Annotated in this window: 21 protein-coding genes; 15 read left to right on the top strand and 6 right to left on the bottom strand. The window is 70.1% G+C overall.

Translation table 11 applies throughout. The annotated features are described in order from the left end of the window. The first annotated feature begins 26 nt into the window (after positions 1–26). From Afe05nite_RS40085 to Afe05nite_RS40070, 4 genes are all read left to right on the top strand, one after another. The gene (locus Afe05nite_RS40085) at positions 27–740 is read left to right on the top strand and encodes a thioesterase II family protein (RefSeq protein ID WP_203822572.1); all 714 of its coding nucleotides are present in this window, start codon (positions 27–29) and stop codon (positions 738–740) included. An 18-nt stretch (positions 741–758) separates the two neighbouring features. Further along, entirely contained in the window at positions 759–1,304 is a 546-nt protein-coding gene (locus Afe05nite_RS40080) for an AfsR/SARP family transcriptional regulator (RefSeq protein WP_203822571.1), read from the top strand. Then, positions 1,291–1,497 carry a hypothetical protein gene (locus Afe05nite_RS40075; RefSeq protein WP_203822570.1) on the top strand — a complete coding sequence of 69 codons (207 nt, stop codon included), beginning with the start codon at positions 1,291–1,293 and terminating at the stop codon, positions 1,495–1,497. Before Afe05nite_RS40080 ends, Afe05nite_RS40075 begins: the two co-directional genes overlap by 14 nt. Positions 1,498–1,589: 92 nt before the next feature. Continuing rightward, positions 1,590–2,195, top strand: coding sequence for a hypothetical protein (locus Afe05nite_RS40070; RefSeq protein WP_203822569.1), 606 nt, complete (start codon positions 1,590–1,592; stop codon positions 2,193–2,195). A gap of 72 nt (positions 2,196–2,267) precedes the next feature. Here the strand turns inward: Afe05nite_RS40070 and Afe05nite_RS40065 are convergent, their stop codons facing one another. Beyond that, the gene (locus Afe05nite_RS40065) at positions 2,268–3,143 is read right to left on the bottom strand and encodes a MarR family winged helix-turn-helix transcriptional regulator (RefSeq protein ID WP_203822568.1); all 876 of its coding nucleotides are present in this window, start codon (positions 3,141–3,143) and stop codon (positions 2,268–2,270) included. 175 nt (positions 3,144–3,318) lie between these two features. Here Afe05nite_RS40065 and Afe05nite_RS40060 point away from each other — a divergent pair, with 175 nt between their 5' ends. Then, on the top strand, positions 3,319–4,779 hold the full coding sequence (locus Afe05nite_RS40060) for an MFS transporter (RefSeq protein ID WP_203822567.1): 1,461 nt from the start codon (positions 3,319–3,321) through the stop codon (positions 4,777–4,779). Between the two features lie 71 nt (positions 4,780–4,850). Here the strand turns inward: Afe05nite_RS40060 and Afe05nite_RS40055 are convergent, their stop codons facing one another. Next, positions 4,851–5,774, bottom strand: a complete 924-nt coding sequence (locus Afe05nite_RS40055) for an NADP-dependent oxidoreductase (protein ID WP_203822566.1) — start codon at positions 5,772–5,774, stop codon at positions 4,851–4,853. Between the two features lie 256 nt (positions 5,775–6,030). Between Afe05nite_RS40055 and Afe05nite_RS40050 the strand changes: the two genes are divergently transcribed. Both Afe05nite_RS40050 and Afe05nite_RS40045 read left to right on the top strand, forming a co-directional pair. Further along, on the top strand, positions 6,031–7,185 hold the full coding sequence (locus Afe05nite_RS40050; protein WP_203822565.1) for an acyltransferase family protein: 1,155 nt from the start codon (positions 6,031–6,033) through the stop codon (positions 7,183–7,185). Positions 7,186–7,277: 92 nt separating this feature from the next. Beyond that, on the top strand, positions 7,278–7,955 hold the full coding sequence (locus Afe05nite_RS40045) for a hemerythrin domain-containing protein (protein WP_203822564.1): 678 nt from the start codon (positions 7,278–7,280) through the stop codon (positions 7,953–7,955). Between the two features lie 69 nt (positions 7,956–8,024). Here the strand turns inward: Afe05nite_RS40045 and Afe05nite_RS40040 are convergent, their stop codons facing one another. Continuing rightward, positions 8,025–8,831 (bottom strand): SDR family NAD(P)-dependent oxidoreductase, encoded by an 807-nt coding sequence (locus Afe05nite_RS40040; RefSeq protein WP_203822563.1) that lies wholly within the window; start codon positions 8,829–8,831, stop codon positions 8,025–8,027. 292 nt (positions 8,832–9,123) lie between these two features. Here Afe05nite_RS40040 and Afe05nite_RS40035 point away from each other — a divergent pair, with 292 nt between their 5' ends. The 5 genes from Afe05nite_RS40035 to Afe05nite_RS40015 all read left to right on the top strand — a co-directional run bounded on the left by Afe05nite_RS40035 (position 9,124) and on the right by Afe05nite_RS40015 (position 14,380). Beyond that, positions 9,124–10,287, top strand: coding sequence for an acyltransferase family protein (locus tag Afe05nite_RS40035; protein ID WP_203822562.1), 1,164 nt, complete (start codon positions 9,124–9,126; stop codon positions 10,285–10,287). Positions 10,288–10,328: 41 nt separating this feature from the next. Continuing rightward, positions 10,329–11,816: a DUF6851 domain-containing protein gene (locus tag Afe05nite_RS40030; RefSeq protein WP_203822561.1), complete on the top strand. Its 1,488-nt coding sequence runs from the start codon at positions 10,329–10,331 to the stop codon at positions 11,814–11,816. A 248-nt stretch (positions 11,817–12,064) separates the two neighbouring features. After that, positions 12,065–12,472 carry a COX15/CtaA family protein gene (locus Afe05nite_RS40025; RefSeq protein ID WP_203822560.1) on the top strand — a complete coding sequence of 136 codons (408 nt, stop codon included), beginning with the start codon at positions 12,065–12,067 and terminating at the stop codon, positions 12,470–12,472. Continuing rightward, positions 12,469–13,914 (top strand): multicopper oxidase family protein, encoded by a 1,446-nt coding sequence (locus tag Afe05nite_RS40020; protein WP_203822559.1) that lies wholly within the window; start codon positions 12,469–12,471, stop codon positions 13,912–13,914. Before Afe05nite_RS40025 ends, Afe05nite_RS40020 begins: the two co-directional genes overlap by 4 nt. Positions 13,915–14,014: 100 nt before the next feature. Beyond that, on the top strand, positions 14,015–14,380 hold the full coding sequence (locus tag Afe05nite_RS40015) for a hypothetical protein (RefSeq protein ID WP_203822558.1): 366 nt from the start codon (positions 14,015–14,017) through the stop codon (positions 14,378–14,380). 52 nt (positions 14,381–14,432) lie between these two features. Here the strand turns inward: Afe05nite_RS40015 and Afe05nite_RS40010 are convergent, their stop codons facing one another. The 3 genes from Afe05nite_RS40010 to Afe05nite_RS40000 all read right to left on the bottom strand — a co-directional run bounded on the left by Afe05nite_RS40010 (position 14,433) and on the right by Afe05nite_RS40000 (position 18,765). After that, entirely contained in the window at positions 14,433–15,902 is a 1,470-nt protein-coding gene (locus tag Afe05nite_RS40010) for an arabinofuranosidase catalytic domain-containing protein (RefSeq protein ID WP_203822557.1), read from the bottom strand. Positions 15,903–15,913: 11 nt separating this feature from the next. Then, positions 15,914–17,653, bottom strand: a complete 1,740-nt coding sequence (locus Afe05nite_RS40005) for a cellulose-binding domain-containing protein (protein WP_239118569.1) — start codon at positions 17,651–17,653, stop codon at positions 15,914–15,916. A 98-nt stretch (positions 17,654–17,751) separates the two neighbouring features. After that, a complete protein-coding gene (locus tag Afe05nite_RS40000) occupies positions 17,752–18,765 on the bottom strand; it encodes a LacI family DNA-binding transcriptional regulator (protein ID WP_203822556.1) in 1,014 nt (337 codons plus the stop codon). Positions 18,766–18,987: 222 nt separating this feature from the next. Between Afe05nite_RS40000 and Afe05nite_RS39995 the strand changes: the two genes are divergently transcribed. From Afe05nite_RS39995 to Afe05nite_RS39985, 3 genes are all read left to right on the top strand, one after another. Continuing rightward, the gene (locus Afe05nite_RS39995) at positions 18,988–20,715 is read left to right on the top strand and encodes an amylo-alpha-1,6-glucosidase (protein WP_203822555.1); all 1,728 of its coding nucleotides are present in this window, start codon (positions 18,988–18,990) and stop codon (positions 20,713–20,715) included. Between the two features lie 238 nt (positions 20,716–20,953). Next, on the top strand, positions 20,954–22,318 hold the full coding sequence (locus tag Afe05nite_RS39990) for an extracellular catalytic domain type 1 short-chain-length polyhydroxyalkanoate depolymerase (protein ID WP_203822554.1): 1,365 nt from the start codon (positions 20,954–20,956) through the stop codon (positions 22,316–22,318). Next, the gene (locus tag Afe05nite_RS39985) at positions 22,318–23,673 is read left to right on the top strand and encodes a poly(ethylene terephthalate) hydrolase family protein (RefSeq protein WP_203822553.1); all 1,356 of its coding nucleotides are present in this window, start codon (positions 22,318–22,320) and stop codon (positions 23,671–23,673) included. Before Afe05nite_RS39990 ends, Afe05nite_RS39985 begins: the two co-directional genes overlap by 1 nt. Positions 23,674–23,809: the final 136 nt, after the last annotated feature.

The raw sequence follows: 23,809 nt of genomic DNA, 5'->3' as shown, positions 1-23,809 counted from the left end.
TTATTCACGATTGCTGCAATGAACTCATGCAGCTGTTCTGCCTTCCCTACGCCGGCGGCTCCGCCGCCACCTATCGCCGCTGGACGACGCTGCTTCCGGCGACCATCGAGATGTACGCCGTGGAACTGCCCGGCCGCGGTACCCGCCGCCGGGCGAACCCGATCACCGACTTCCCCGCGATGGTCGCCTGGGTCGTCGAGGAGATGGCCCACCACCACCGCGGCGGCCCGTACGCGGTGTTCGGGCACAGCTTCGGCGCCCTGATCGCCTTCGAGGCGGCCCGGGCGGCGCGGCACCGGCTCGGGGAACCCGCGCACCTGCTCGTGTCCGGCCGGGACGCCCCGGCCCACCCGACGGCCCGGGCGGTGCACGCCGCCCTGTCGGACGACGAGCTGGCGAGCGCCGTCGCGAGCTTCGGTGGCCTGCCGCCCGAGCTCGACGTCTACCCGGCACTGCGTTCGCGGCTGCTCGGGGTGCTGCGTGCCGACCTGAGGTTGCTCCAGTCCTATCGGCCGCCCGCGGGCGACCTGCTGGACTGTCCGGTGACCGTCTTCGCGGGCAGCGCGGATCCGCTCATCACACCCGCGGGTCAGCGTGACTGGGTCCGCACCACCACCGGCCCGGCCGCCCGGGTCACCGTGCCCGGCGGCCATTTCTTCCTGCATTCCGCCGCGTTCGGAGCGGAGCTGCGGCGTTGCCTGCGAGCGACCTTCAGCAGCCCGCTCACGGCGGCCGCCTGACCCGACGGGGGCACCCACATGCGTTACGAGATCCTCGGCCCGGCCCGGATCGTCGATCACGGCCGGGTCGTCGCGATCGCCGGCCCCAAGCTCGAGATCCTGCTGACCACGCTGGTGATGCGGGCCAACGAGGAGATCAGCGCCGACCACATCGTCGAGGAGCTGTGGGGCCGGTTGCCGCCGCGCCGGGCCCGAGCCGGTCTGCAGAACTACATCTCGCGACTGCGGTCCGTGCTCAGCCCGTTCGCGAACGGCGCGGCCCCGATCCTGACCCGTGGCCACGGTTATCTGCTCAGCATGGCGTCGCCGGACGGCTCGGACATGCACGACTTCGTCCGGCTGGTCAACGAGGGCCGCAGCCAGTTGCACGAACGCCGGGCCGATCTCGCCGCGCACAGTTTCGACCTGGCCCTGCGGCAGTGGCGGGGCCCGGTGCTCGGCGGCCGGCGCGGCGGCCCGGTCGTCGCCTCGCTGGCCGGCTGGCTGACCGCGGCCCGCGCGGAATGCCGCCTGCTGGCCGCCCGCCTGCCCGTCGCCCATGGAGGACCCAGTGAAGTTTCGTGACCTGATCGCCAATTTCGGTCTGCACATAGCGATCTCCGGCCTGTACGCCGCCCCGGTCCACCCACCGCTCGACATCGTCCAGGCGGTCCTGTGGGGCGATCACCCACCCCCCGGTGACCCGGCCGCGGCCGGCCCGCCTCCGTCGCGCCCGCGCTGTCCGGGCCGGTGCGGCGGCCGCTGCGTCGGGCGGTGAGCGCGGCTTCACCGCCGCGTTATCGGTGCGGCCCATAGTCGGCCGGACCAGTAGTCCGATCAATCGTGGCACCTCTCGAAAGGAAATCCGCCATGACGTTGGCGAATCACCGTCCGCTCCGGCGACCCGGCAGGCGTACCGCGGTCGGCGGTCTTCTCGCACTGCTCGCCCTGCTGTTCGTCGGGCCGGCGCCCGCCGCCTCCGCCTCGGTGCCGGCGGCCAAACCGCCCCGATGCGCCACGACCTCGCTGTACGCCCCGATCGTCGGCTCCTGGTACGCCCAGGTCTACTTCCCCGGGCAGCCGTTCCCGGGGCGGACCGAGTCGACCCTGATCACCTTCACCCCGGGCGGGGGAGTGGTCGAGGCGAACCCGGTGAACGTCTCGCCCGCCGCCAACTCGGGCTTCTGGCGGCGCAACGCCGACTGCTCCTACTTCATGCACCAGGTCCATTTCACCTGGGACCCGAAGACCACCGGGATGGAGCAGGCCTTCACCGTCGACGTGCTGTTCACGATGGCCGACGACAACCACTTCAAGTCGCACTCCGCGACGGCGGTGGTGCACCAGTTCGATCCGCAGACCGGCAAGCGCGTGTTCGGGCCGTTCACCGTGCCGAATGTCAGTGAGTTCTTCGGCGAGCGGCTCAGCGTCTGGACCGTTCCGGAGAACTTCCCGGCCGAGCCGATCCCGCAGTGAGCCCGGCGCCGGGCTGAAGCGCAGCCGATCCGGCCGGGTGGTCCGCACCGGGACCGCCCGGCCGGCGGCCGCTCAACCCAGCTTGGTGAGCAGCCGGCGCAGCTCGCGCTCGCCGTCGGCGGCGAGCAGGGCCACCACCCCCTCGTTGACCGCCCGCATCACCACTTGTGCCGCCCGCAGCGCCGCCTGCCCCTCCTCGGTCAACCGCAGGGCGTAGCGCCGCCGGTCCCGCCGGTCGCGGCGGCGCTCGCACAGGCGGCGGGCCTCGAGATCGTCGAGGACCGGGACCATCGCGGCGTCGTGGGCGTCGAGTCGCTGCGCCAGCTCCTGCTGGGTGCAGGGCCGGCCGATCTGGGCCAGGGTGGCCAGCGCGGCGAAGTGGCGCTGCTGCAGGCCGATCCGGGACAGCTCGTACTCGGCGTGCCGGCGCAGCCGCAGGTCGGCGTGGATCAGCAGGTAACCCGTGCGCTGGCTGGGCAGATGCGGCAACCAGGCGTCCAGGGCCGGGAGCAGCCGGCGGAGCAGGTCGTTGAGGCGCTGCCGTTCCTCGGGCAGCAGGGGGGCGGTGAGCGCCGCCTCGCCCGCCGCCACCAGGGGTTCCCACGCCTGCACGGCGGCCCGGCCGGCCGGGGTCAGCGTCAGGATGTAGGACCGGCGGTCGTTGACATTGCGCCGGCGCACGACGTGACCGATGCTCTCGAGCCGATCCAGCAGCTTGACCATGGCGGTGCGGTTGATGTTGAGCCGGTCGGCGACCTCCTGCTGGGACATCCCCTCGCCGCTCATCAGCACGCCGAGGATGACGAAGTCGCGCGGATCGGCGCCGGCCGGCACGGCCGAACGCATCACCGCTCGCGTCCGGACGCAGGCGCGGTGCAGCAGATGAGCGGTGTATGCCCCGAGCGCGGACGTGACCGGCGCGCTGTCGAAGTCGTCGGCGATCTGCACGCTTCTCCCTCCCGGGCCGAAGAGTATCAGTGGTTGACGGAGTTTCAAGAAGATAATTACGCGAGATGATGAATCGACTTGTTGACGGTGTTTGAGACTGACGATAACCTGCGTTCGATCGGCCAACGCTCCACGCACCTCGTTCCGCAAGCTCCTCATCCATCTGGAGACAGTCGTGGCATCAGCCGAAACAACTCCGATCGGCCTCAACGAGCCGCCGGCGTCGGGCGAGCCGGTCGTCACTCGCCGCACCTGGATCGCGACGGTCACGCTGCTGGTCGCGACGTTCATGGAACTGATGGACGTGACGATGGCCAACGTGGCCGTGCCGTCCATCCGGTCCGACATCGACGCGTCCTACGAGCAGGTGCAGTGGGTGGTCGCCGGCTACGCGCTGGCCTTCGCCGTCATGCTGCTGACCGGCGGCCGGCTCGGCGACATCTACGGTCGTAAGCGAATGTTCCTGACCGGCCTCGTCGGGTTCCTGGTGACCTCCACGCTGTGCGGCGTCGCGCCCACCGCGGGCTTCCTGGTCGCCTCCCGGGTGCTGCAGGGCCTGGCCGCGGCGGTCATGCTGCCGCAGGTGCTGGCCAGCATCAGCGTCTGGTTCCCGAAGGAGCAGCGCGCCGCCGCCTTCGGGCTCTTCGGTGCCGTCACCGGCCTCGGCGGCCTCACCGCGCCGCTGATCGCCGGCTCGCTCATCGACGCCGACCTGTTCGGTCTCGACTGGCGGCCGATCTTCCTGATCAACATCCCGATCGGCATCGCGGTCTTCCTCGTCGCCTCCTCCGTCATGGGGGAGTCGCGCTCGTCCGACCGGCTCAAGGTCGACCTGTTGGGCACGCTTACCAGTGCGGTCGCCGTCTTCCTCATCGTGTTCCCGGTGATCCAGGGGCAGGAGGAGGACTGGGCGCCGTGGATCTGGGTCATGCTGGCCCTGTCGGTACCGGCGGCGGCACTGTTCCTCCTGGTCGAGCGCCGCAAGACCCGGCTCGGTGAGTCCACGCTCGTCGACCTGCGCCTGTTCCGCATCCGCTCCTTCTCGGTCGGCCTGCTGGTGACCCTGATCTTCTTCGGCGGCGTCACGGCGATCGCCTTCGTCCTGATGGTGTTCCTGCAGGGCGGTCTGGGCTTCGGCCCGTTCAAGGCCGGCGTGACGCTGATCCCGCTGGCGCTCGGCCTGATGATCGGTGCCGGCCTGTCGGTCAAGCTGTCCAAGGCGCTCGGGCGCACCGTGCTGCAGCTGGGCGGGGTGATCGCGATGGCCGGGGCGATCTGGGTCGGCTGGACCATCATCGACCGGGGCAACGAGCTCGACCTCTGGACGATCGTCGGGCCGCTGGCCGGACTCGGTGTCGGTCTCGGCATCGTGGTCGCGCCCCTGCAGGACTTCATCCTCAGTGGCATCCCCGAGTCGGACGCCGGTTCGGCCTCGGGCCTGCAGGCCACGATGGTCCAGATGGGCAGCGCGATCGGGGTCGCGACGCTCGGCGTGGCGCTCGCGGAGTTCCAGAAGGGGACGAGCTTCCCGACGTCGGCCGGCCGGGTGCTCTACATCGATGCCGCGGTGTTCGCCTTCACCGCTCTGCTCGTCTTCCTCTATCCGCGCCGGACCACCGGGGTCCCGAAAGCTTGACCCTCCCCCGGCAAATCGCCCCGGTGACCATCACCGGGGCGATTTGCGTGCGGCAGGCCGGACGTCGGGACTCAGTGCGGGAGCAGGACGATCTTGCCGCGCAGGTGCCCCTCGGCGCTGGCCCGGTGGGCCTCGGCGACCTCGGCCAGGGCGAAAGTGCGCCAGATCGGCATCTGCAGAGTGCCCGCCGCGGACAGCCGGGCGGCCTGCGCCACCCCCTCGGCGAAGAAGCCACGCCCACCGAAGCCGGACGAGAAACGCGTGCCGGTGCCCCGTGCCCCGATCGGGTCGGCGATCGTCGCCACGCGAGCCGGATCGCCGGTGAACTCGACCGAATCGGCGAGCACGCCGGCGCCCGCACAGTCGAGAACGGCGTCGACGCCCTGTGGGGCGGCCTCGCGGACCCGGGCCGGAAGGCCGTCGCCGTAACGGATCGGGACCGCGCCGAGCGAACGAAGGTAGTCATGGTTGGCATCACTCGCGGTGCCGATGACGGTGACGCCCAGATCCACCGCGAATTGGGTGGCGAGGGTGCCGACGCCACCCGCCGCGCCGTGGATGAGCAGGGTCTCGCCGCTCTTGACGCCGAGCTCGTCGAGCACCCGGTAGGCGGTGTCGGCGGCCACCGGCAGGGCGGCGGCCACCTCCCACGACATCTGGGCCGGTTTGGTCGCGGTGACCTCGGCGGCGGCCAGGACCTGGGTCGCATAACCGGCCTGCACCTGGGCGAGCACCTCGTCGCCGACCCGCCAGGCGGTGACCCCGTCGCCGACGGCGTCGACGATGCCGGCCACCTCCATCCCGAGCGGGGCGGGGAACTGGACCGGTCGCACCGCGGCCATCGCGCCGCTGCGGATCTTCCAGTCGAGCTGGTTGACGCCGGCGGCGCGGACCGCGATGCGGACCTGGCCGGGCGCGGGGACCGGCTCGTCGACGCCGACCAGGGTCAGCACCTCCGGGCCGCCGTACTCCGAGAACGTAATCGCTTCAGTCATGCCGACAGCCTAGCGAATAACGTCAACCGCCGTAACCATCAATAGCATGAACCGTCAATCCGCGTTTAATAACCGCTATATCGCCGAGGTCAACGCTGGTGAGCACGCACCTCACCGACGTGATCCAGCGGAGGCAGTAATGGACCGAGCGATCCCCCGGCCCTCGCCCGGGCCGCCAGGGCAAGTCGAAACACCCCCACGCGCCGCTGCGTCGCCCGGCTCGCCGCCCGGCCTTCCGCCCGGTCAGGAGACCCGGTTGGACTCGCTGACCGGGATGCGGTTCGCGGCCGCGCTGATGGTCTTCGCGTTCCACTTCACGCTGTTCTCGTACCTGTCGGGCGGCGTCGGCAAGGTCACCGAGTTCGTGTTCGCCAAGGGCGGGACGGCCGGGGTGTCGTTCTTCTTCATCCTGAGCGGATTCGTGCTCACCTGGTCCGCCCGGGAGGCCGACACGGCGCTGCGCTTCTGGCGCCGCCGGCTGGTCAAGATCTATCCCAACCACGTGGCGACCTTCCTGTTCGCCGCCCTGATCATCACGATGTCCGGCACCGCCATCGCGGCCGGGCCGGCGGTGGCGAACCTCTTCCTGATCCAGCCGTGGTTCCCCGGCAAACTCGGCTATGCGACCTCGATGAACCCGCTGAGCTGGTCCATCGCCTGTGAGGCGTTCTTCTACCTGCTCTTCCCGTTCCTGCTGCGCGCGCTGCGGCGCATTCCGGAGGCGCGGCTGTGGCCGGCCGCCGGACTGCTCGCCGTGGTCACCACATCGGTGCCGTTCATCAGCTATTTCCTCGTGTCGGACGCACCGAGCACGGTGACGCTGCCCGGTCAGCCCGAGGGTCTGCCACCCACCCAGCTGTGGTTCGTCTACTTCTTCCCGCTGGCTCGCCTGCTCGACTTCGTGCTCGGCATGCTGGCGGCCCGGATCGTCATCGCCCACCGCTGGCCGCGGACGGGCATGCTGCCGGCCGCCGGGATCTTCCTGGCGGGCTACGCCGCCGCCCTGTTCACGCCCTTCTATCTGATCACTGTGTCGGGAGTGATCGGCTTCTTCTGCGTGCCGCTCATCGCGGCCGCCAGTCAAGCCGACCGGGCCGGGCGGGGAACCGTCTTCAGCGGACGGCGCTGGGTCTGGCTCGGCGAGACCTCGTTCGCCTTCTACATGGTGCACGGCCTGCTGCTGGCCTTCGGCTGGGGCATCTCGGTGGAGATCTCCGGAACCGAGGACTGGCCGGTGGGCGTCGGTCTGCTGCTGGGGGCCGTCATGTTCACCGTGATCCTGCTCGCCGCCCGCGGGTTGTACCGATCCGTCGAGCGACCGTTCGTCCGCCGGTTCAGCAGCCCGCGGCGGCCCAATGCGGCAGGCGGCGCCGAGCCGGTCGCCGTTGACCAAAGGAAGTTAGCTAACTAAGCTTTCTGCGTGGTGCCTTGGCCGGTCCCGCAGCGTCTGCCGGATGATCTGGCGCAATGAGCGCGGATCATCCCGACCACAGGAGTGCGTTCATGTCATCGAGCAATCTGCCCGATTCGAATGCGGCACGTCATGGGGCCGGCGAGATCGATCTCACCGCGATGATGGCCGCCCACGACGCCTTTCGCCGCGACCTGGTCAGCCTCGCGACCACCGCGAGCAAGAGCAACCTGAGCGACCCGGTCCAGCAACTGGCCATCTTCAACGGCTGGGGCGTGTTCAAGCGTCAGCTGCTGCAGCATCACCGCAGCGAGGACAGCTTCCTCTGGCCGCCCCTGCGGGAAAAGCTCCGCGGCAGCGTCTCCGGGATGTCCACACTGGACGCCATGGAGGCCGAGCACGAGCTCATCGACCCGCTGCTGGCGGGCGTGGACGCGGCGTTCGAGAAGCCGGAGGTGACCGAGGCGATGCTGGCCGACGTCATCGACGAACTCGTGACCAAGCTGACCTTCCACCTCGGGCACGAGGAGAAGGACACCTTGCCGATGATCGGCGAATACATGACCCAGCAGGAGTGGGCTCAGGTCACCAACAACATCCGGGCGGCCGGCAACGTGAAGGACGCGGTCGAGATGGTGCCGTGGATCGTCGACGGTCTGCCGCCGGAGCGCAAGGCGAAGGTGATCGGCACCTACCCGCCGATCGTGGCCCAGAAGTTCGAGGCGGAGTGGAAGCCGCTCTACTACTCCACCCCGCACTGGACGGCCTGAGCCGCCGGCCGGACACGTCGACGAGCCAGGCCCCGCACCGGTCATGCCGGGCGGGGCCTGACTCGTCGGTCAGCTGCCGGTGGTGGCCGGCACGTCGCGGTAGAGGAACCGTTTGGTCATCGCCCGCAGCAGTGCCCTGGGCGCCAGTTTGGCGTAGACGGCCTGAATGCGGTTGAGGCGGCCGGGAATCACCGAGACCCGGCCGGCCGAGATCGCGGCGAGGCCGGCCCGAGCCACGGCGTCGGCCTCCATCCAGGCCGCCTTGGGCAGACCCTCGGTATTGATCCCGGCCACCTCGTGGAAGTTCGTCCGGATCAGTCCCGCGCTCACCGAGGTCACCTGGACGCCGTGCGGCATCGCCTCCATGTGCAGGCTCTCACCGAAGGCGGTCAGCAGGGCCTTGCTCGCGCCGTAGAGCGCCGAACCCGGCATGGGCAGCGCCGAAACGAGTGAGGAGACCAGCAGGATGCCACCCCGTTGTTCCTTGATCATGCGGGGGAGTGCCGCGCGAGCCAGCCGGATCGGTGCCGTCACGTTGACCGCCAGCTGCCGTCGTTGCACGTCGGCCGGCACCTCGGCGAAGCGGCCGGTCATGTCGAATCCCGCGTTGTTCACGAGCAGGTCGACCGGGCGGCCCGGCTCGGCCAGTCGCTCCTCGACCCGGGTGATGTCCTGCTCGTCGGCGAGGTCGGCGGGCAGCACCTCCACGGCGACCCCGTGCCGGCGGCCGAGTTCGGCGGCGAGTTCGTCGAGCAGGTTGGCGCGTCGGGCCACCAGGATCAGATCGGAGCCCGCGGCGGCGGCCTGCTCGGCGAATTCCCGGCCCAGGCCGCTCGATGCTCCGGTGACGAGTGCGGTGCGGTAGGCGTAAGCCATGGTTTCCTCCGTTAGAACCGTCATCAAACGTCGGACGCACCGATTTTAGCGAGCGCGGGCAGCCGAAAGAATTGCGTTTCGAGCCGCTTTATCGGTGCTATATCAAACGAATTACCCGAGCTTTATTGGCCGTTGATCGGGCGCTGCCAGAGTCCTTGCTGAGCGACGCATGCGATCGCCCGGAACCGCTCTGAAGTGCGGAGATGAGATGTCAACGACAAATCGGGACGTGCCGGCGGCGCTCGCTGCCCATGCTGGCGGAACTGCTGACACTTCCGGCGGAGCGCGTCGGGTGGAGTCGCTCACCGGCCTGCGCTGGTTTGCTGCACTGGCCATATTCCTGGCCCACGTGAACGTCTTTCTCCCACTCCCGTACACCCATGGTCTGTTTGGTCTCGGGGTCAGTGGGGTGACGTTCTTCTTCGTCCTCTCCGGCTTCGTGCTGACCTGGACGATGACGCCGAACGACACGACCGGCTACTTCCTCGGCCGGCGTTTCGCCCGGGTCTGGCCGCTGTTGTTCCTGGCCATCGCGCTGCCCACGCTGTTCGCCGTCACCGGCAACAGCGCGGACATCGACGTGCCGACGTTCGTGCTCGTCGGGCTGGCCAGCGTCGTGCTGATCCAGGCTTGGGTGCCGGGCTGGATCCTCACCGGTCCGAGCCCGGTCACCTGGAGCCTCTCCTGCGAGGCCTTCTTCTATGTGCTCTTCCCGCTGGTGGCGCCGGCCATCGTGCGGCGCGGGCTGCGGCAGTTGCTGTACCTGGCGATCGGCCTGGTCGCGCTGGGATGGCTGATCCGGGTCGCGGTGTGGATCGCCGACCCGCCGACCACCGCGGTCTCCTCGGCCGACATCAGCTCCAGCAGTCTGTCCGTGCTGGGGACGTACGCGCCGCCGTTCCGGCTCGTCGAGTTCCTGCTGGGCGTGGTGGTCGCGGCGGCATTGCGGAAGGGCTGGCGCAGCCCGCTGCGAGTCTGGCAGGCGGCGGCGCTGCTCGCGGCGGGCTTCCTGGTGCTCTGGCTGTTCCGGGACGCGGCCTGGCGGTCGTCCGTGCCGTATGACGCCGTCAACCAGGTCACCGCGCCGCTGTTCGCCCTGCTGATCGCCGCCGTGGCGACCCGGGACGAGGACGGGAAGCGTTCGCTGCTCAGCTCGGCCCCGCTGGTCCGGCTGGGTCGCTGGTCGTACGCCTTCTACCTCTTCCACTTCACCGTGCTGGTCGCGGTGTCGAGTTCGGTGTTCCCCGACAAGAAGGTGGTCGACTTCTTCCTCGACCCGGTCGAGCCGAGCTGGAGCCATGCCGGGCCGGCGGCCATCGCGTTGCTGGTGTCGCTGGCCCTGTCGGCGCTGCTGTACCGGATCTACGAGGCCCCGCTCGAACGGGTGCTACGCCGCTTCTTCCGCCGGGCGGCGGGCCGGGATGACCCGGCACCGCCCCGACCGGCTCGGAGCTAGCCCGCCAAAATCCCTGCGTCCCTCTCGAAAGGCCTGCTCAGATGAATGGTCAGATAACCCGTCGCACGATGCTCGGCGGTGTGGCCGCGGGGGCCGGCGCCGTCCTGGCGCTCCCATCACTCGCGGTCCCGGCCGCGGCGGCGGAGGACTTCGACTGGGACAACGGCAACGCCGCTTTCTCCATCGTCGTCGCCGAGTTCGACCCGATCATCCTCAACTACATCACCGGTGGCGACGCGACCCTGGTGATCCGGCTCAACCTGCTGATCGCGGTGTCGATGTTCGACGCGATCGCCCCGTACCACCCCACCGCGGTGGGCGTGCACTCGAATCTGGGCCGCCGGCCGGCCGGCGAGTCGGCGACCAACCGGAACAAGAACATCGCCCTGGTCTATGCCACCTACCGGGCGTTCCTGACCGCGCTGCCGTTCAGCGCCGGCCCCAAGCTGCGGGCGGTGCTGACCAAGTACGGTCTCGACCCCGACGACGACCAGGAGAACACGACCACCGCGGTCGGCATCGGCAACCGGGCGGGTCGCAGCGTCATCGCCGCCCGGCTGCACGACGGGGCCAACATGCTCGGCGACATCGGCTGGGGGCCGTACAACCGGCAGCCCTACCGCGACTACTCGGACTACCAGCCGGTCAACACCGTCGGCGAGGTGCGTGACCTCTCCCGCTGGCAGCCGGCGGTCTTCACGAACAAGGGTGGTACCTACCGGATCCAGCAGGCGCTCACGCCGTTCTTCGGGCGGGTGCGGCCGTACACCTTCACCGACGCCCGCGAGTTCCTGTTGCCGGCGCCGGCGAACAGCGACTTCAAGAGGAACCCGCGGGGTTACCGGGAACAGGCCGAGACCGTCCTCGCGCACTCGGCCGCGCTGACCGACGTGACCAAGATGAAGGCGGAGATCTTCAACGACAAGATCTATTCGCTGGGTTACTCGCTCGGGGCCGCGGCCGTCGGGTCGAACCTCAGCTTCGACGAGATCATCCAGCTCAACGCCGTGACCGCGGTCTCCGAGTTCGACGCGATCATCGCGTGCTGGTACAACAAATTCCGGTACGACACGGTACGGCCGTTCACCGCGATCCGGTACCTGTTCAAGAACAAGCGGGTGACCGCTTGGGGCGGGCCGGGCAAGGGTACGGTCCACGACCTGCCGGGCAGCCAGTGGACGTCCTATCTCGATGTCAACGAACATCCCGAGTACCCGTCCGGCAGTTCGGTGCTGTGCTCGACCCACACGCAGGCCGCCATCCGCTACCTGAAGTCGGACGCGCTGGACCTGACCTACCAGGCGCCCAGAGGCACTTCCCTGGTCGAGCCGGGTGTCACCCCCGCGCGGGATCTCGCTCTGCACTTCAGCAGCTGGACCGAGTTCGGGGCGGCCTGCCGCGCGTCCCGGCTCGACGGCGGCGTGCACTTCCCCGCCGCGACCACCGCCGGCCTGGCCCTCGGCACCCAGTTCGGCGACCTCGGCTACGAGTTCGTGCAGGCCCGCATCGAAGGCCGGGCCCACCGCTGACCGCCGGCTCCGAACTCCTGTACGGCCGCTCCGCGGGCATCCCCAGCCCGCGGGGCGGCCCTTCGCCGAAATGTCACCCGCGCACTACCGAGCCCTGGGGGCGATGCCCTACGCTGTGCAGAACGTGTACTGGCGTAACTATCAATAGGCAAAATAGATAGTTGCCTAAGCTTGCGGGCGACTTGCGGACGAGAGACGAGACGATGAAAACTGCCTACCGAGTCCTGGCGCACTCAATCATGATCTTGGTGATCCTCCAGACGATGGTGATCGTCTGGGGGTTCTTCGGTCTCTTCCACTGGATCGAGGACGGCGGCGTCATGAACAAGGCCGTCCTGGACGATCGCGACACACTCAACTTCACCGAGCAGCGCGGCATGATGCTGCACGGCATCGGTGGCATGGTTCTCGTGCCGCTGGTGGTCCTGGCCTTCCTCATCGTGTCCTTCTTCGCCAAGATCCCGGGCGGGGTGGCGGCGGCGGGCATCGTCGTCGGACTGGTGGTGGCGCAGGTCGCGCTCGGCATCTTCGCGCACGGCGTCCCCGGCCTCGGAATCCTGCACGCGCTCGGGGCCTTCCTGATCATCGGCGCCGCCAACGCCGCCGACCGCCGTGCCAAGCGCGTCTCGGCTCCGGTCGAGGTTGCCGCACGATGACCAGGAGCCGGATCCGCACGGCTGTGGCGCTGGTGGCGACAGCGGCGATCCTGGGTCCACTGGGGTATTTCTGGCAGGCCAGTCTGCTGCCCGACGCGTACAGCATGATGTCGATGGGCTATCTCGACGACGGTGGCGGTCCCGCGGTTCATCAGCACGCCGGCGGTGTGCCGGTGACGCAGCTGCGGGCCGACCCCGACCGGCGGCCCGACGTGGACGTCACGCTGACCGCCCGGAAAGGATCGTTCACGCTGGCGTCCGGGCAGAAGGTCGACGGCTACACGCTGAACGGGACGTCGCCCGGCCCGACCATCCGGGCCAAGGTCGGCCAGCTGGTTCAGGTGCGCCTGGTCAACGAGTCCGTGCCGGACGGCGCCACGCTGCACTGGCACGGCGTCGACGTGCCCAACGCCGACGACGGCGTCGCCGGCGTCACCCAGGACGCAGTCGGCGTCGGTGGTTCCTTCACCTACCGGTTCGTGGCCGACCGGGCCGGCACGTTCTGGTACCACTCGCACCAGATCTCCCACGAACAGGTGCGCGGCGGGTTGCTCGGTGCGCTCGTCGTCGATCCCGCGAAACCGGTCCCGGACGAGACCGACTTCGTGGCGCTCATGCACCAGTACCGCGGCTACTCCACGGTGAACGGCTCGTCGGAACCGGCCGCGGTGCCGGCCGAACCCGGCCGGAAGGTCCGGGTCCGGGTGATCAACACCGAGAACGGCCTCGTGCCGGTCTGGGTCAGCGGCGCGTCCTTCCGGGTGCTCGCCGTCGACGGCTCCGAGGTGAACGGGCCGGCCGAGGTGCGCGACACCGCCCTCAACCTGCCCGCCGGTGGCCGGGTCGACCTCGGGCTGACGGTGCCGGCCACCGGGGCCCGTGTCGAGATCGGCGGAGCGGCCGCCGTCACCCTCGGCCCGGCCGTCGCCGCGTCGCCGCGCCCGGGAGCCACCCTCGACCTGCTGAGCTACGGCACCCCGCAGGCCGTCCCGTTCGATCCCGACCGGGCCGTCCGCCATTTCAAGTACGACATCAACCGCCGGCCGGGTTTCGTCCGGGGCCGCCCCGGACTGTTCTGGACCATCAACGGTCACCTCTACCCGGACGTCCCGATGTTCATGGTGCGGACCGGGGACGTCGCGCGGATGACGATCAGCAACAACAGCGGCGAATCGCATCCGATGCACCTGCACGGTCACCGACTGCTGGTCCTGGCCCGCGACGGCACCCGGGCCACCGGCAGTCCATGGTGGACGGACTCGCTCGAGGTTCCCGCCGGTGAGTCGTTCGACGTGGCCTTCGTCGCCGACAACCCCGGCATCTGGGCCGACCACTGCCACAACCTGCCGCACGCCGCCGACGGCATGGTCGCCCACCTGATGTACGAGGGCATCACCACGCCGTACGTCATCGGAGGCGCGGCCAGCAACATCCCGGAATAGAGGTCAGCGCGGCCGGCCGGGTCCAGCTGCTCGACCCGCTGGACCCGGCCGGCACGCCGGCGGAGGACTTCCGGTAGGTCTGTGTCGCAGGCTGGGCCGCATGTTCGAGACCGCTGCTGAAGTGACCGGCCGCGACGTCGCCGGTCCCGTCGTTCTGATCCTGCTGCTGACCGGCTCGGCGGTCTTCGTCGTCGGCTATGCGATGGCGGTGATGCACCGAGCCAACAAGGACTACAAGTCGAGCAAGGCGGGTCTGCCGAAGCAGCGCAAGGCCTACTGGCAGGCGTGGTGGACGGCGGTCAGGCGCGGCACGCTCGTCTTCCTGATCTTCGTCTGCCTGGTCGCCTACTGGTGGCGCTCCGGGGACGGTGATGCCGATGCCACCACGCCTGAGCCGTCGAAGTCTCCGAAGGCACCGATCACCGACCGGTGGGTCACGCGTACGCCGGCTGTGACCCACCGATGAACAGCGTCGCCCCGGCGGTGACCGCCGGGGCGACGCCGAGCGTTCCGCGGGATCAGCGGTAGCCGGCGGCGGTGATGTTGGCCTGCACCGCGGCCTCGGTCGCGTCGGAGGGGTAGCCGGCGACCATGGCGCCCTCGTAGAACGTGCCCGCGCTCTGGTTGGCGCCGCCGTTGGGCTTGCAGCAGTCACCACCGCTGCCGAGCACGATGGCACCCTGCTTCTTCATCGGGCTGTAGCCGGACGGCAGTGAACCGTCCCACAGCGTGATCGGGGAGCCGGACTGGGCGTTGCCGCCCTTGATGGCGAAGCGGCTGGTGCCGTTGTTCTTCAGCATCGCGGTGACGAATTTGCTGTTGAAGGCCCGCTGGTTGGGGTTCCACTTGCTGCTGCCACCGGGGAACAGGCCCCATTCCAGGTCGGCCTGCACCCACGGGCCGGACCCGGAGCACCCGCCGAACCAGCAGCTGGTGCCGAAGTAGATGGCGTCCATCGCACCGGCGGCGTCGGCCTTGCGGGTGGTCTCGCTGTTGCCGTAGTCGAAGCAGCAGCCGCTGTTGACGTGGGTGCCGCTGGTGACCATGTACATGCCCTCGGGGGCGCTGCCGGTCGGCACACCGGTCAGGTGTCCGTCGCGCCAGTAACTGTTGCCGGCCCGGATGTAGAGCGAGTAGGCCTTGGCCCCGCCGACCGACAGCGATTCGGTGGTGGCGTTGGCCGGGCTGCTCTGCGGCGATCCGGGCACCACAGTGGAGCCTTGGTACCACAGGTCGTTGCCGCGGCCGGACTGGTCGTAGACGACGGTCACGACGCACGAGGTGCCGGCGCAGAACGAGTCCTGGAGGGCCGCGTTCACCGTCCCGCCCCGGGTGAGCACGGTGATGTCGCGGCTGGTGTTGTCCGAGCTGCGGCGCACCTGGTAGAGCCGGCCGGAATAGGAGGCGAGCAGCGCGCGGGTCGTGCTGTGCGCCGCGACGCACGGGGTGCCGCCGGCGGCGTAGAGGTCACACGGCAGCGCCGTCGCCGGGGGCGGGTTCGAGGTGGACGGGCTGGGTGAGACCGAGGTGCTGGGTGAAACCGACGTGCTGGGCGAGGTCGAGGGGCCGGACGGGCTCGTCGTCACCGGCGCCCCGGTGCACGCGACGCCGTTGAGGGTGAACACCGTCGGCGCCGGGTTGCTGCCGGTCCAGGAACCGTTGAAGCCGAACGAGGCGCTCCCGCCGGTGGCGACGCTGCCGTTGTAGGCGGCGTTGGACACCGTCACCTGCGCACCGGACTGGCTCACCGTGCCGTTCCACAACTGGTCGATCTTCTGGCCGGCGGTGAACGACCAGCCGACCTGCCAGCCGTTCAGGGCGTCTCCGAGGTTGGTGACGGTGACCGAGGCCCCGAAGCCGCCCTGCCAGGAGCTGGTGATCGCGTAGTCGGCCCGGCAGCCGGTGGCCGCCTGCGCCGATCCGGCCGTGGCCACCAGTCCGGCCGCACCGGCCAGGGCCACACTGAGGATGATCGCTTGACGTTTCATGATGCCTCCGTTCAGTTCGCCGAACAGGTGAGCGACGGCGTGCTCGCCGAGTTGCCGGACGCCAGGAAGCCGAACGTGGCGGTGGCCCCCGGGGCCAGCGTCCCGTTGTAGGACACGTTCGTCACGGTGGCCGCGCTGCCGCTGGTGACCAGTGAACCGTTCCAGATCTGGCTGATCGCCTGCCCGGCCGGCAGCGTCCAGTTCACCGCCCAGCCGCGGGTCGCCGCCGAGCCGGTGTTCGAGACCGCGACCTCGGCCTGGAAGCCGCCCTGCCAGGTGCCGGTGATCTGGTAGGAGGCGGTGCACGCGGTGCCGGTCGCCGGCGGGGACGACGCGGACGAGGACGGCGACGGCGAGGCCGAGGCGGACGGCGACGGCGACGGCGAGGTCGGGGTGGACGACGGCAGCAAGGTGATGGTGTACGCGTCGTTGACGTTGGTGTTGTTGACGTTCACCGTGGCCGCGTTGCCGGTCAGGGTGACGACCTGGTCCTGCACGGTGACCGGACCGGTGACGGCCCCGCCGTTGTTGTCCGGGATGCGCTGCACCACCGCGCGCACCTGGTTGTTCACCACGAGCCCGGTGGTGCTGTTGAGCCCTTGCAGCGAGACGGCGATGTTCCCGGTGGTGCGGCCCCCGCCGATGAGGACCTTGGCGGTCCCGGTGTCCTTGGTGGCGTACGCGTCGTAACCCGACGACGGCGTGGTGGTCACGATGGTGCCGGTCTGCTGGGCGTAGAACCGGTAGACCCACCATTCGCCCTTGGTCTGGTACTGACCGGCGGAATTGTGGATCAGCAGATTGCCCAGGTCGTTGTGGAGGTTGCCACCGCTTGCCCAGTTGGCCCGCAGCCCGTCGGCGCCGGCCCGTTCCAGCCGGGTGATGTACCAGGCGCCGTCGGCCGGGTTCTGCTCGTTGCCGGCGCCGTACTCGTTGATCTGGTACGGCCGGGGGTGCGGGATGCCGCGGGCGTCGAGCGTGGAGTTCGCCGCCGCGACGTTGGCCACCGGGTCACCGGGCAGCGAGTGCCAGCTGATGATGTCCGGCACCACGTTGTTGGCCTTGACGTAGTCGAGGTACTGGTTCCACCAGGCGCCGTTGCTGGTGGTCGGCACGCCGGCGTAGCTGGGTCCGACGATCAGGGTGCCCGGCATGTCGGCGCGCAGCCGCTGGTAGGTGCGCCGCCACAGTTCGAAGTACTGCGACTGCGGCCGGTTCCAGAAGATCGAGATGTTGGGTTCGTTCCAGATGTCCCACTGCACCGGTACGCCGGTGGCCTTGACGTCGGCGATCACCCGGGTGAGGAAGTTGTTGTAGTCGGTCCAGTTGCCGTTGTCACCCGGGTAGCGGGCGATGTTGGCGCCGTCGGCGCCCCACAGGTCGTGCGGGAGCAGGACGAACTTGCCGCCGAGGGCCTTGGTCCGCAGCATCTGCGCCCGGGTGGCGTTCCACCTGCGGTCGTACCCGCCGCCCTGCCAGCCGCCGCCGGCCAGTTGCGCACCGCCGGCCCGCATGGCCTGGAACTTGACGTCGGTGAAGTAGTTGCTCGGCGGGTTGGTGCCGTTCTCGGTCATGCCGTAGATCCAGCCGGAGGCCCGATAGGTGGGCGCCGCGGTGCCGGCGGCGAAGTTCACGCCGATGCTCTGGTTGTCGGCCTGGGCCGGCGCCGGGACGGCGAGCACGCCGACCGCGATCAGGGCCCCGGCCAGCACACGGCCGACCGGGAAACGGGGTGGGGATGCGGATCTCACGGTGCCTCCAGAAGATGGGGGAGCGGCTACGCGACGGGACGTGGACAGCGGTGATCGCGGGCGGAGCCGGTGGCCGCGCCCGGGGAGGGGGACGGGGGTCAGCGGGCGGGCGCCGGCCCGGTGCTGTCCCGCAGCGAGATGGGGGGTGTAAGCAGCAGGTGACGTGCTGGCGCGCCGGGCGTGGCGATCCGCTCGAGGAGCAGTTCGACGGCGCGGGCGCCCATTTCCAGGGTGGGGACGTCGGCCGCGGTCAGTTGGGGGCGGAAGCCTTCGGCCCAGTGCCGGGCGGCCACCCCGGCGATGGACATCGCACCCGGGACGTCCACCCCGGCCCGCTCGATGCCGCGCTGGATGCCCGGTAGGGCCGCCTCGTTGACGGTGGTGATGGCGGTGACGTCGGGGTGCCGCTCGCGCAGTTGTTCGAAGCACTCCTCGCCGGCCGCCGGATCGTCCTGGCAGGCGAGCTCGACGCCGGTCAGGCCGCGGCGGCGGACCGCCTCGGCGAACCCCGCCTGCGCCCGGTGCGCCGGCCCGTAACCGGCCGCGACCAGCTCCGGGGATCGGTTGATCAGCGCGATGCGGCGGTGGCCGAGGTCGGCCAGGTGGTGCACGCAGCGCGCCACCAGCGTGGCGTAGTCCACGTCGATCCAGGAGGTGCCCCGCGGATGCGCGGTGTGCCCGATGGTGACGAACGGCAGGCCCGCCCGGTCCAGCCGGGTGACCCGTTCGTCCTCGAGCCGGATCTCCATGAGGACGACCCCGTCGACCCGCCGGCCGGAGATCATCCGTTCGAAGGAGCGGTCGTGGTCGCCACCCGACGGGGACAGCAGCACGTCCAGGTCGGCGTGCGCGGCGGCCTCGACGACGCTGGCGACGAAGCCCAGCTGCATGTCGGTCAGCCGGAGGCTGGCCGGCGGGATGACCAGGCCGAGGGTGCGGGTGCGGCCCTCCTTGAGCGCCCGGGCGGCGGCGTTGGGCCGGTAACCGATCTCGTCGATGACGGCCTGGATGCGCTGTTTGGTCTCGGCGCGCACCGGGCGGCGGCCGCTCAGCGCGTAGGACACCGTGCTGCGCGACACCCCGGCCCGTCGGGCGATCTCCCCGATGTCCACGGCGGCACCTCATCTCGGCCCAACAAAATCTCGGCGAACGAACAGTCGAATCGGTTCGCAGCACAAGGTAGGCATGGACGGATGCCGATGTCAACGTCGCGTGTCGAGGTCATGACGCTACTGTTTCCGGTAACGGTTATTCAGTAGTTGACCGGACGATCGTCCCGGTCATAGCCTCGGCGGACCCGCTGTCGAACCGATTCGAACGGAGGGCACCGCTCCGTGCTCACCACCTTCTCGATCCAGGGCATCCCGTTCAGCCACCCGGGATCGTGGTTCGGCATCTCACCGGTCGTCGCGGAGAACACCCACGCCGACGACCCGCACCTGGTGTCGCACCAGACCGGCATGCACGCCATCCTGCGGCTGGAAGCGCGGGACGGCGACGGGCGGGCCGCGGCCGACGTCGAAGCCACCCCGGCCCGGCTGCGCTGGGAGCACCCGGCCGGGCAGATCGAGCTGGCCTATGAGAGCGCCGACACGGTCCGGCTCCGCGGCACCGGTCTCGGCCTGCGGATCGCGGCCGCCGCCGGCACGCTGACCCCGTTCTCCGGCACCTACCTCTACCGCGACCCGCGCGACCGGGCCTTCGTCTTCACCGCCTACGAGACCGGTCGCCGCTACCGGGTCACCGTGCTCGGCGCGACCTCGGCCACCGGCGCTACGTCTGTCACCGGGGCGGGCGCGGAACTGCTCGGTGCCGGCGAGCGGCACCTCGACCTGCCGGCGGGTGGTTCCTGGGAGGTCGCCATCGAGGAGTACGCGACCAGCCGCGACCCCTACCGAGCCACCGTCGGCTTCGACGACGTGGTCAGCCGGGTCACCGCCGCCTTCGATGCCTACCTCGAGGCGGTGGCGCCCTGGCGGGCCGCCGAGACGCCGGCCGCCGGACTCGCCACCTACGTGCTGTGGTCGGCGACGGTGGCGCCGGCCGGCTTCCTCGCCCGTCCGGCCGTGCTCATGTCGAAGCACTGGATGGACAAGGTCTGGAGCTGGGACCACTGCTTCAACGCCCTCGCGCTGGCGGCCGGTGACCCGGCCCTGGCCTGGCACCAGTTCCACCTCCCGTTCGACCACCAGGATCCGACCGGGGCGCTGCCCGACTCGGTGACCCACTCCGAGGTGCTCCACAACTTCGTCAAGCCACCCATCCACGGCTGGGCGCTCGCCCGGTTGCGCGCCGAGCCCGGCATGTCGCTGACCCGGCCCCAGCTGACCGACGCCTATCGGCGCCTGAGCCGCTGGACCACCTTCTGGCTGACCCAGCGCCGCGCTCCCGGCCACGTCCTGCCGCACTACCAGCACGGCAACGACAGTGGCTGGGACAACTCCACCACGTTCGACGCCGGCCGCGTCCTGGAGACCGCCGACCTCGCCGCCTTCCTGATCACCCAGCTCCGCGAGCTCGAGGCGCTCGCCACCGAGTTGGGCGACGACGCCGCCGCCGCGGGCTGGCACGCCACCGCGCAGGAGATCACCACGGCGCTGGTGTCGCAGTTGTGGGACGGCAGCCACTTCGTCGCCCGGGACCCGTACGGCGGGCCGGCCCGGCGCAGCTCCAGCCTGCTCGCACTGATGCCGATCGTGCTCGGCGCCGACCTGCCGGCCGAGATCCACACCGCGCTGGCCGACCGGATCAAGACCCACCTCACCGCGTACGGCCTGGCCACCGAGCCGGTCGACTCGCCGCACTACGCCGCGGACGGTTACTGGCGCGGGCCGATCTGGGCGCCCTCGACCGTGCTCATCGAGGACGGCCTGCGCCGGGCCGGCCACACCGAGCTGGCCGACACCGTCAGCGAGCGCTTCCGGCACCTGTGCGAGGAGTCCGGCTTCGCCGAGAACTTCGACGCCGAGACCGGTGCCGGCCTGCGTGATCGGGCCTACACCTGGACCGCCGCCGCGTACCTCGTGCTCGCCGCGGACCACCGCCGCCGCACGGTGCGCTAGCTGGCGGCGGCTCCCGGGCGCCGCGAATAGCTCGGGAATGCCGCCCACAATTCTTGCTGAAAAGCCGTTATCCAATGACGGCCTTGAATGCTCGGCAATGCTTCCGTAACATCCGGATCGCGTTGTTAACGTTAACGCAAATGGCTGCGGCCAAGGTCCCGGCATGCGTACCTCTCGCGTGCGGGAGCCGATCCTGGGTGACCGCTGTCCCCATCCCGCTCGTTTGAATGGAGTCGACATGCGAAGGCGTCTACGGATGCTCCTGCCGATCGCCCTGCTCCCGCTGATCGCCGCGGCCCTGATGCTGGTCGCCCGGCCCGCGTCGGCCGCCGCCCTGACCAGGGTGACCGGCTTCGGCAACAACCCGACCAACCTCAACATGTACGTCTACGTGCCGAACAACGTGGCGCCGCAGCCCGCCCTGCTGCTTCTCGTGCACTACTGCAGCGGCTCGGCCAGCGGCATCTTCAACGGCAACGGCCGGGACTACGTCAACGCGGCCGACCGCTACGGCTACGTCATCGTGCTGCCCGAGGCCACCCGCAGCGGCAGCTGCTTCGACGTGTCCAGCCCGCAGGGGCTCAAGCGGGACGGCGGCAGCGACTCCACCGGCATCATGTCGATGGTCTCCTGGGCCCGGTCGCGTTATCACGTGGACCCGGCCCGGATCGTGGTGAGCGGTTTCTCCTCGGGCGCGATGATGACGAACGTGCTGGCCGCGCAGTATCCGGACGTGTTCTCGGCGGCCTCGGCGTTCTCCGGCGTGCCGGCCGGCTGTTTCGCCACCACCGACGGATCACTGTGGAACAGCACCTGCTCCGGTGGACGCCTGATCAAGACCGCCGCCCAGTGGGCGACCCAGGCGCGGGCGATGTACCCCGGTTACACCGGCGGCTACCCACGGATGCAGTTGTGGCACGGCACCACCGACACGACCCTCGCCTACCCGAACTTCGGCGAGGAGATCAAGCAGTGGACCGCCCTGCACGGGTTGAGCCAGACCCCGTCGTTCACCGATCACCCGCAGTCCTCCTGGACGCGTACCCGCTACGGCAGCACCGGCACCCTGGCCACGATCGAGGGCGTCAGCATCGCCGGGGTCGGGCACGCGCTGCCGCAGACCGGCCAACTGGCGTACGCGATCTCCTTCCTCGGTCTGGACCGCACCTCCGCGCCGCCGACGACCCCGCCGACCACCCCGAGCTCGACCCCGCCCTCGAACCCGCCTTCGACCCCGCCGTCGTCGCCGGTCACGACCCCGCCGACGAGTAGCACCGCGGGTCCGGCCGCCTGCCGCGTCACGGCCACGGTCAGCGCGTGGAGCACCGGGCTCACCGAGAGCATCACGATCACCAACACCGGCGGCTCGGCCGTCAACGGGTGGTCGTTGAACTTCGCCCTGCCCGCCGGGCAGACGATCTCCTCCGGCTGGAACGCCTCCTACGCGCCCAGCTCCGGGGCGGTGACCGCGAAGGACGCGTCCTACAACGCGGCGATCCCGGCCGGTGGGTCGGTGACCATCGGCTTCCAGGCGACGCACACCGGTAACTCGGCCGCGCCTACCGCTTTCACCCTCAACGGCAACGCGTGCGGCGTCGGCTGATGTCGCCCGCCGTGCCGCGAGACCCGGCTTCACCGGACATCACCGCGTCGCGGACGGGACGGGGGCCGCGCGAGCGGCTCACCGCACTCGTCGCGATCACGGCCGTGGCCGCCGCGGTGTTGCTCACCGCGCTGCTGTCGCCGCGCACCGCCTTCGCCGCGGACAACCCGTACCAGCGCGGCCCGGACCCGACCGTGGCGAGCGTCGCGGCCACCCGCGGGACCTTCGCGACCGCGCAGCTCACCGTGCCGGCCGGCAACGGATTCGGCGGGGGATACATCTACTACCCGACCGACACCAGCCGGGGCACGTACGGCGCGGTGGCGATCGTGCCCGGCTACTCGGCGTTGTTCGCCAACGAGGAAGCCTGGATGGGGCCGTGGCTGGCCTCCTTCGGCTTCGTGGTGATCGGCGTCGAGACGATCACCCGCAACGACGGCGCCGACGCCCGGGCCACCCAGCTCCTCGCCGCGCTGGACTACCTGACCCAGCGCAGCCAGGTCCGGGACCGCGTCGACGCCACCCGGCTGGCGGTCATGGGTCACTCGGCCGGTGGCGCGGGGACGATCCTCGCCTCGGAGCGGCGCCCGTCGCTCAAGGCCGCGGTCGGCCTCGCTCCGGGCACACCCGGCAGTCTCAGCCTGGCCACCAACCACGTGCCCATGATGATCATCGGTGGGCAGACCGATCCCACCGTGACGCCGTCCTATCTGAACAACCTGTACGCCACCATGCCGGCGGCGACGCCGAGCGACTTCGTGCAGATCGCCGGCGCCGACCACCTCTTCTTCACCCGGGCGAACAACACCGAGATGAAGGTCCTGATCCCGTGGCTCAAGATCTTCCTCGACAACGACACCCGGTACACCCAGTTCCTGTGCCCGTCGCTCGCCGACCCGCAGGGCATCTCGCTGTATCGCAGCAAATGCCCCTACCTGCCGCCGGGCACGACCTCCCCGTCGCCGTCGGCCAGTTCCACGCTCAGCCCGTCACCGTCGGTCAGCCCCACGGCCAGCCCGTCGCCCTCGGTGAGCCTCACGCCGAGTCCCTCGAACCCGGCGACCGGCTGTGCGGCCACCTATCGGACGGTCAACTCCTGGCCGGGCGGCTTCCAGGGTGAGGTGACCGTCTCCGCGGGCGGCGCACCGGTCGACGGCTGGACCGTCGGCTGGACGCTCGGCAGCGGCCAGAGCATCACCCAGCTCTGGAACGGCACCCTGACCACGAGCGGCTCGACGGTGACCGTCCGCAACCCCGCCTACGGCGGATCGATCCCGGCCGGCGGGTCGGTCGTCTTCGGATTCCTCGGCACCGGCACCCCGTCGGTCCCGGCGCTCACCTGCACCAGTCCTTGAGATTGAACCCCCCTCGATTGCCTGGACCACGAAACGGAGACTTCCGCATGCGCGGACGAAGAAGATGGCTCGTCGCCGCCGCTCTCGGCGCCCTGGTCGCGGGGATCGGGGTGGCCGGCCCGGCCGGGATCGCCGA

The sequence above is a fragment of the Paractinoplanes ferrugineus genome, from assembly GCF_016862195.1.
Lineage (GTDB): Bacteria > Actinomycetota > Actinomycetes > Mycobacteriales > Micromonosporaceae > Actinoplanes > Actinoplanes ferrugineus.
Note: the sequence above shows the minus strand (reverse complement) of the source record. Positions and strands in the feature narration are given on the sequence as shown.

Bases quoted from the DNA above. Each gene is read 5' to 3' on its own strand.
- Afe05nite_RS40020 (WP_203822559.1), top strand. From the start codon at position 12,469: ATGACCAGGAGCCGGATCCGCACGGCTGTGGCGCTGGTGGCGACAGCG.
- Afe05nite_RS40010 (WP_203822557.1), bottom strand. From the start codon at position 15,902: ATGAAACGTCAAGCGATCATCCTCAGTGTGGCCCTGGCCGGTGCGGCC.
- Afe05nite_RS40070 (WP_203822569.1), top strand. From the start codon at position 1,590: ATGACGTTGGCGAATCACCGTCCGCTCCGGCGACCCGGCAGGCGTACC.
- Afe05nite_RS40045 (WP_203822564.1), top strand. From the start codon at position 7,278: ATGTCATCGAGCAATCTGCCCGATTCGAATGCGGCACGTCATGGGGCC.
- Afe05nite_RS40015 (WP_203822558.1), top strand. From the start codon at position 14,015: ATGTTCGAGACCGCTGCTGAAGTGACCGGCCGCGACGTCGCCGGTCCC.
- Afe05nite_RS39985 (WP_203822553.1), top strand. From the start codon at position 22,318: ATGTCGCCCGCCGTGCCGCGAGACCCGGCTTCACCGGACATCACCGCG.
- Afe05nite_RS40085 (WP_203822572.1), top strand. From the start codon at position 27: ATGCAGCTGTTCTGCCTTCCCTACGCCGGCGGCTCCGCCGCCACCTAT.
- Afe05nite_RS40040 (WP_203822563.1), bottom strand. From the start codon at position 8,831: ATGGCTTACGCCTACCGCACCGCACTCGTCACCGGAGCATCGAGCGGC.
- Afe05nite_RS40080 (WP_203822571.1), top strand. From the start codon at position 759: ATGCGTTACGAGATCCTCGGCCCGGCCCGGATCGTCGATCACGGCCGG.
- Afe05nite_RS40055 (WP_203822566.1), bottom strand. From the start codon at position 5,774: ATGACTGAAGCGATTACGTTCTCGGAGTACGGCGGCCCGGAGGTGCTG.
- Afe05nite_RS40030 (WP_203822561.1), top strand. From the start codon at position 10,329: ATGAATGGTCAGATAACCCGTCGCACGATGCTCGGCGGTGTGGCCGCG.
- Afe05nite_RS39990 (WP_203822554.1), top strand. From the start codon at position 20,954: ATGCGAAGGCGTCTACGGATGCTCCTGCCGATCGCCCTGCTCCCGCTG.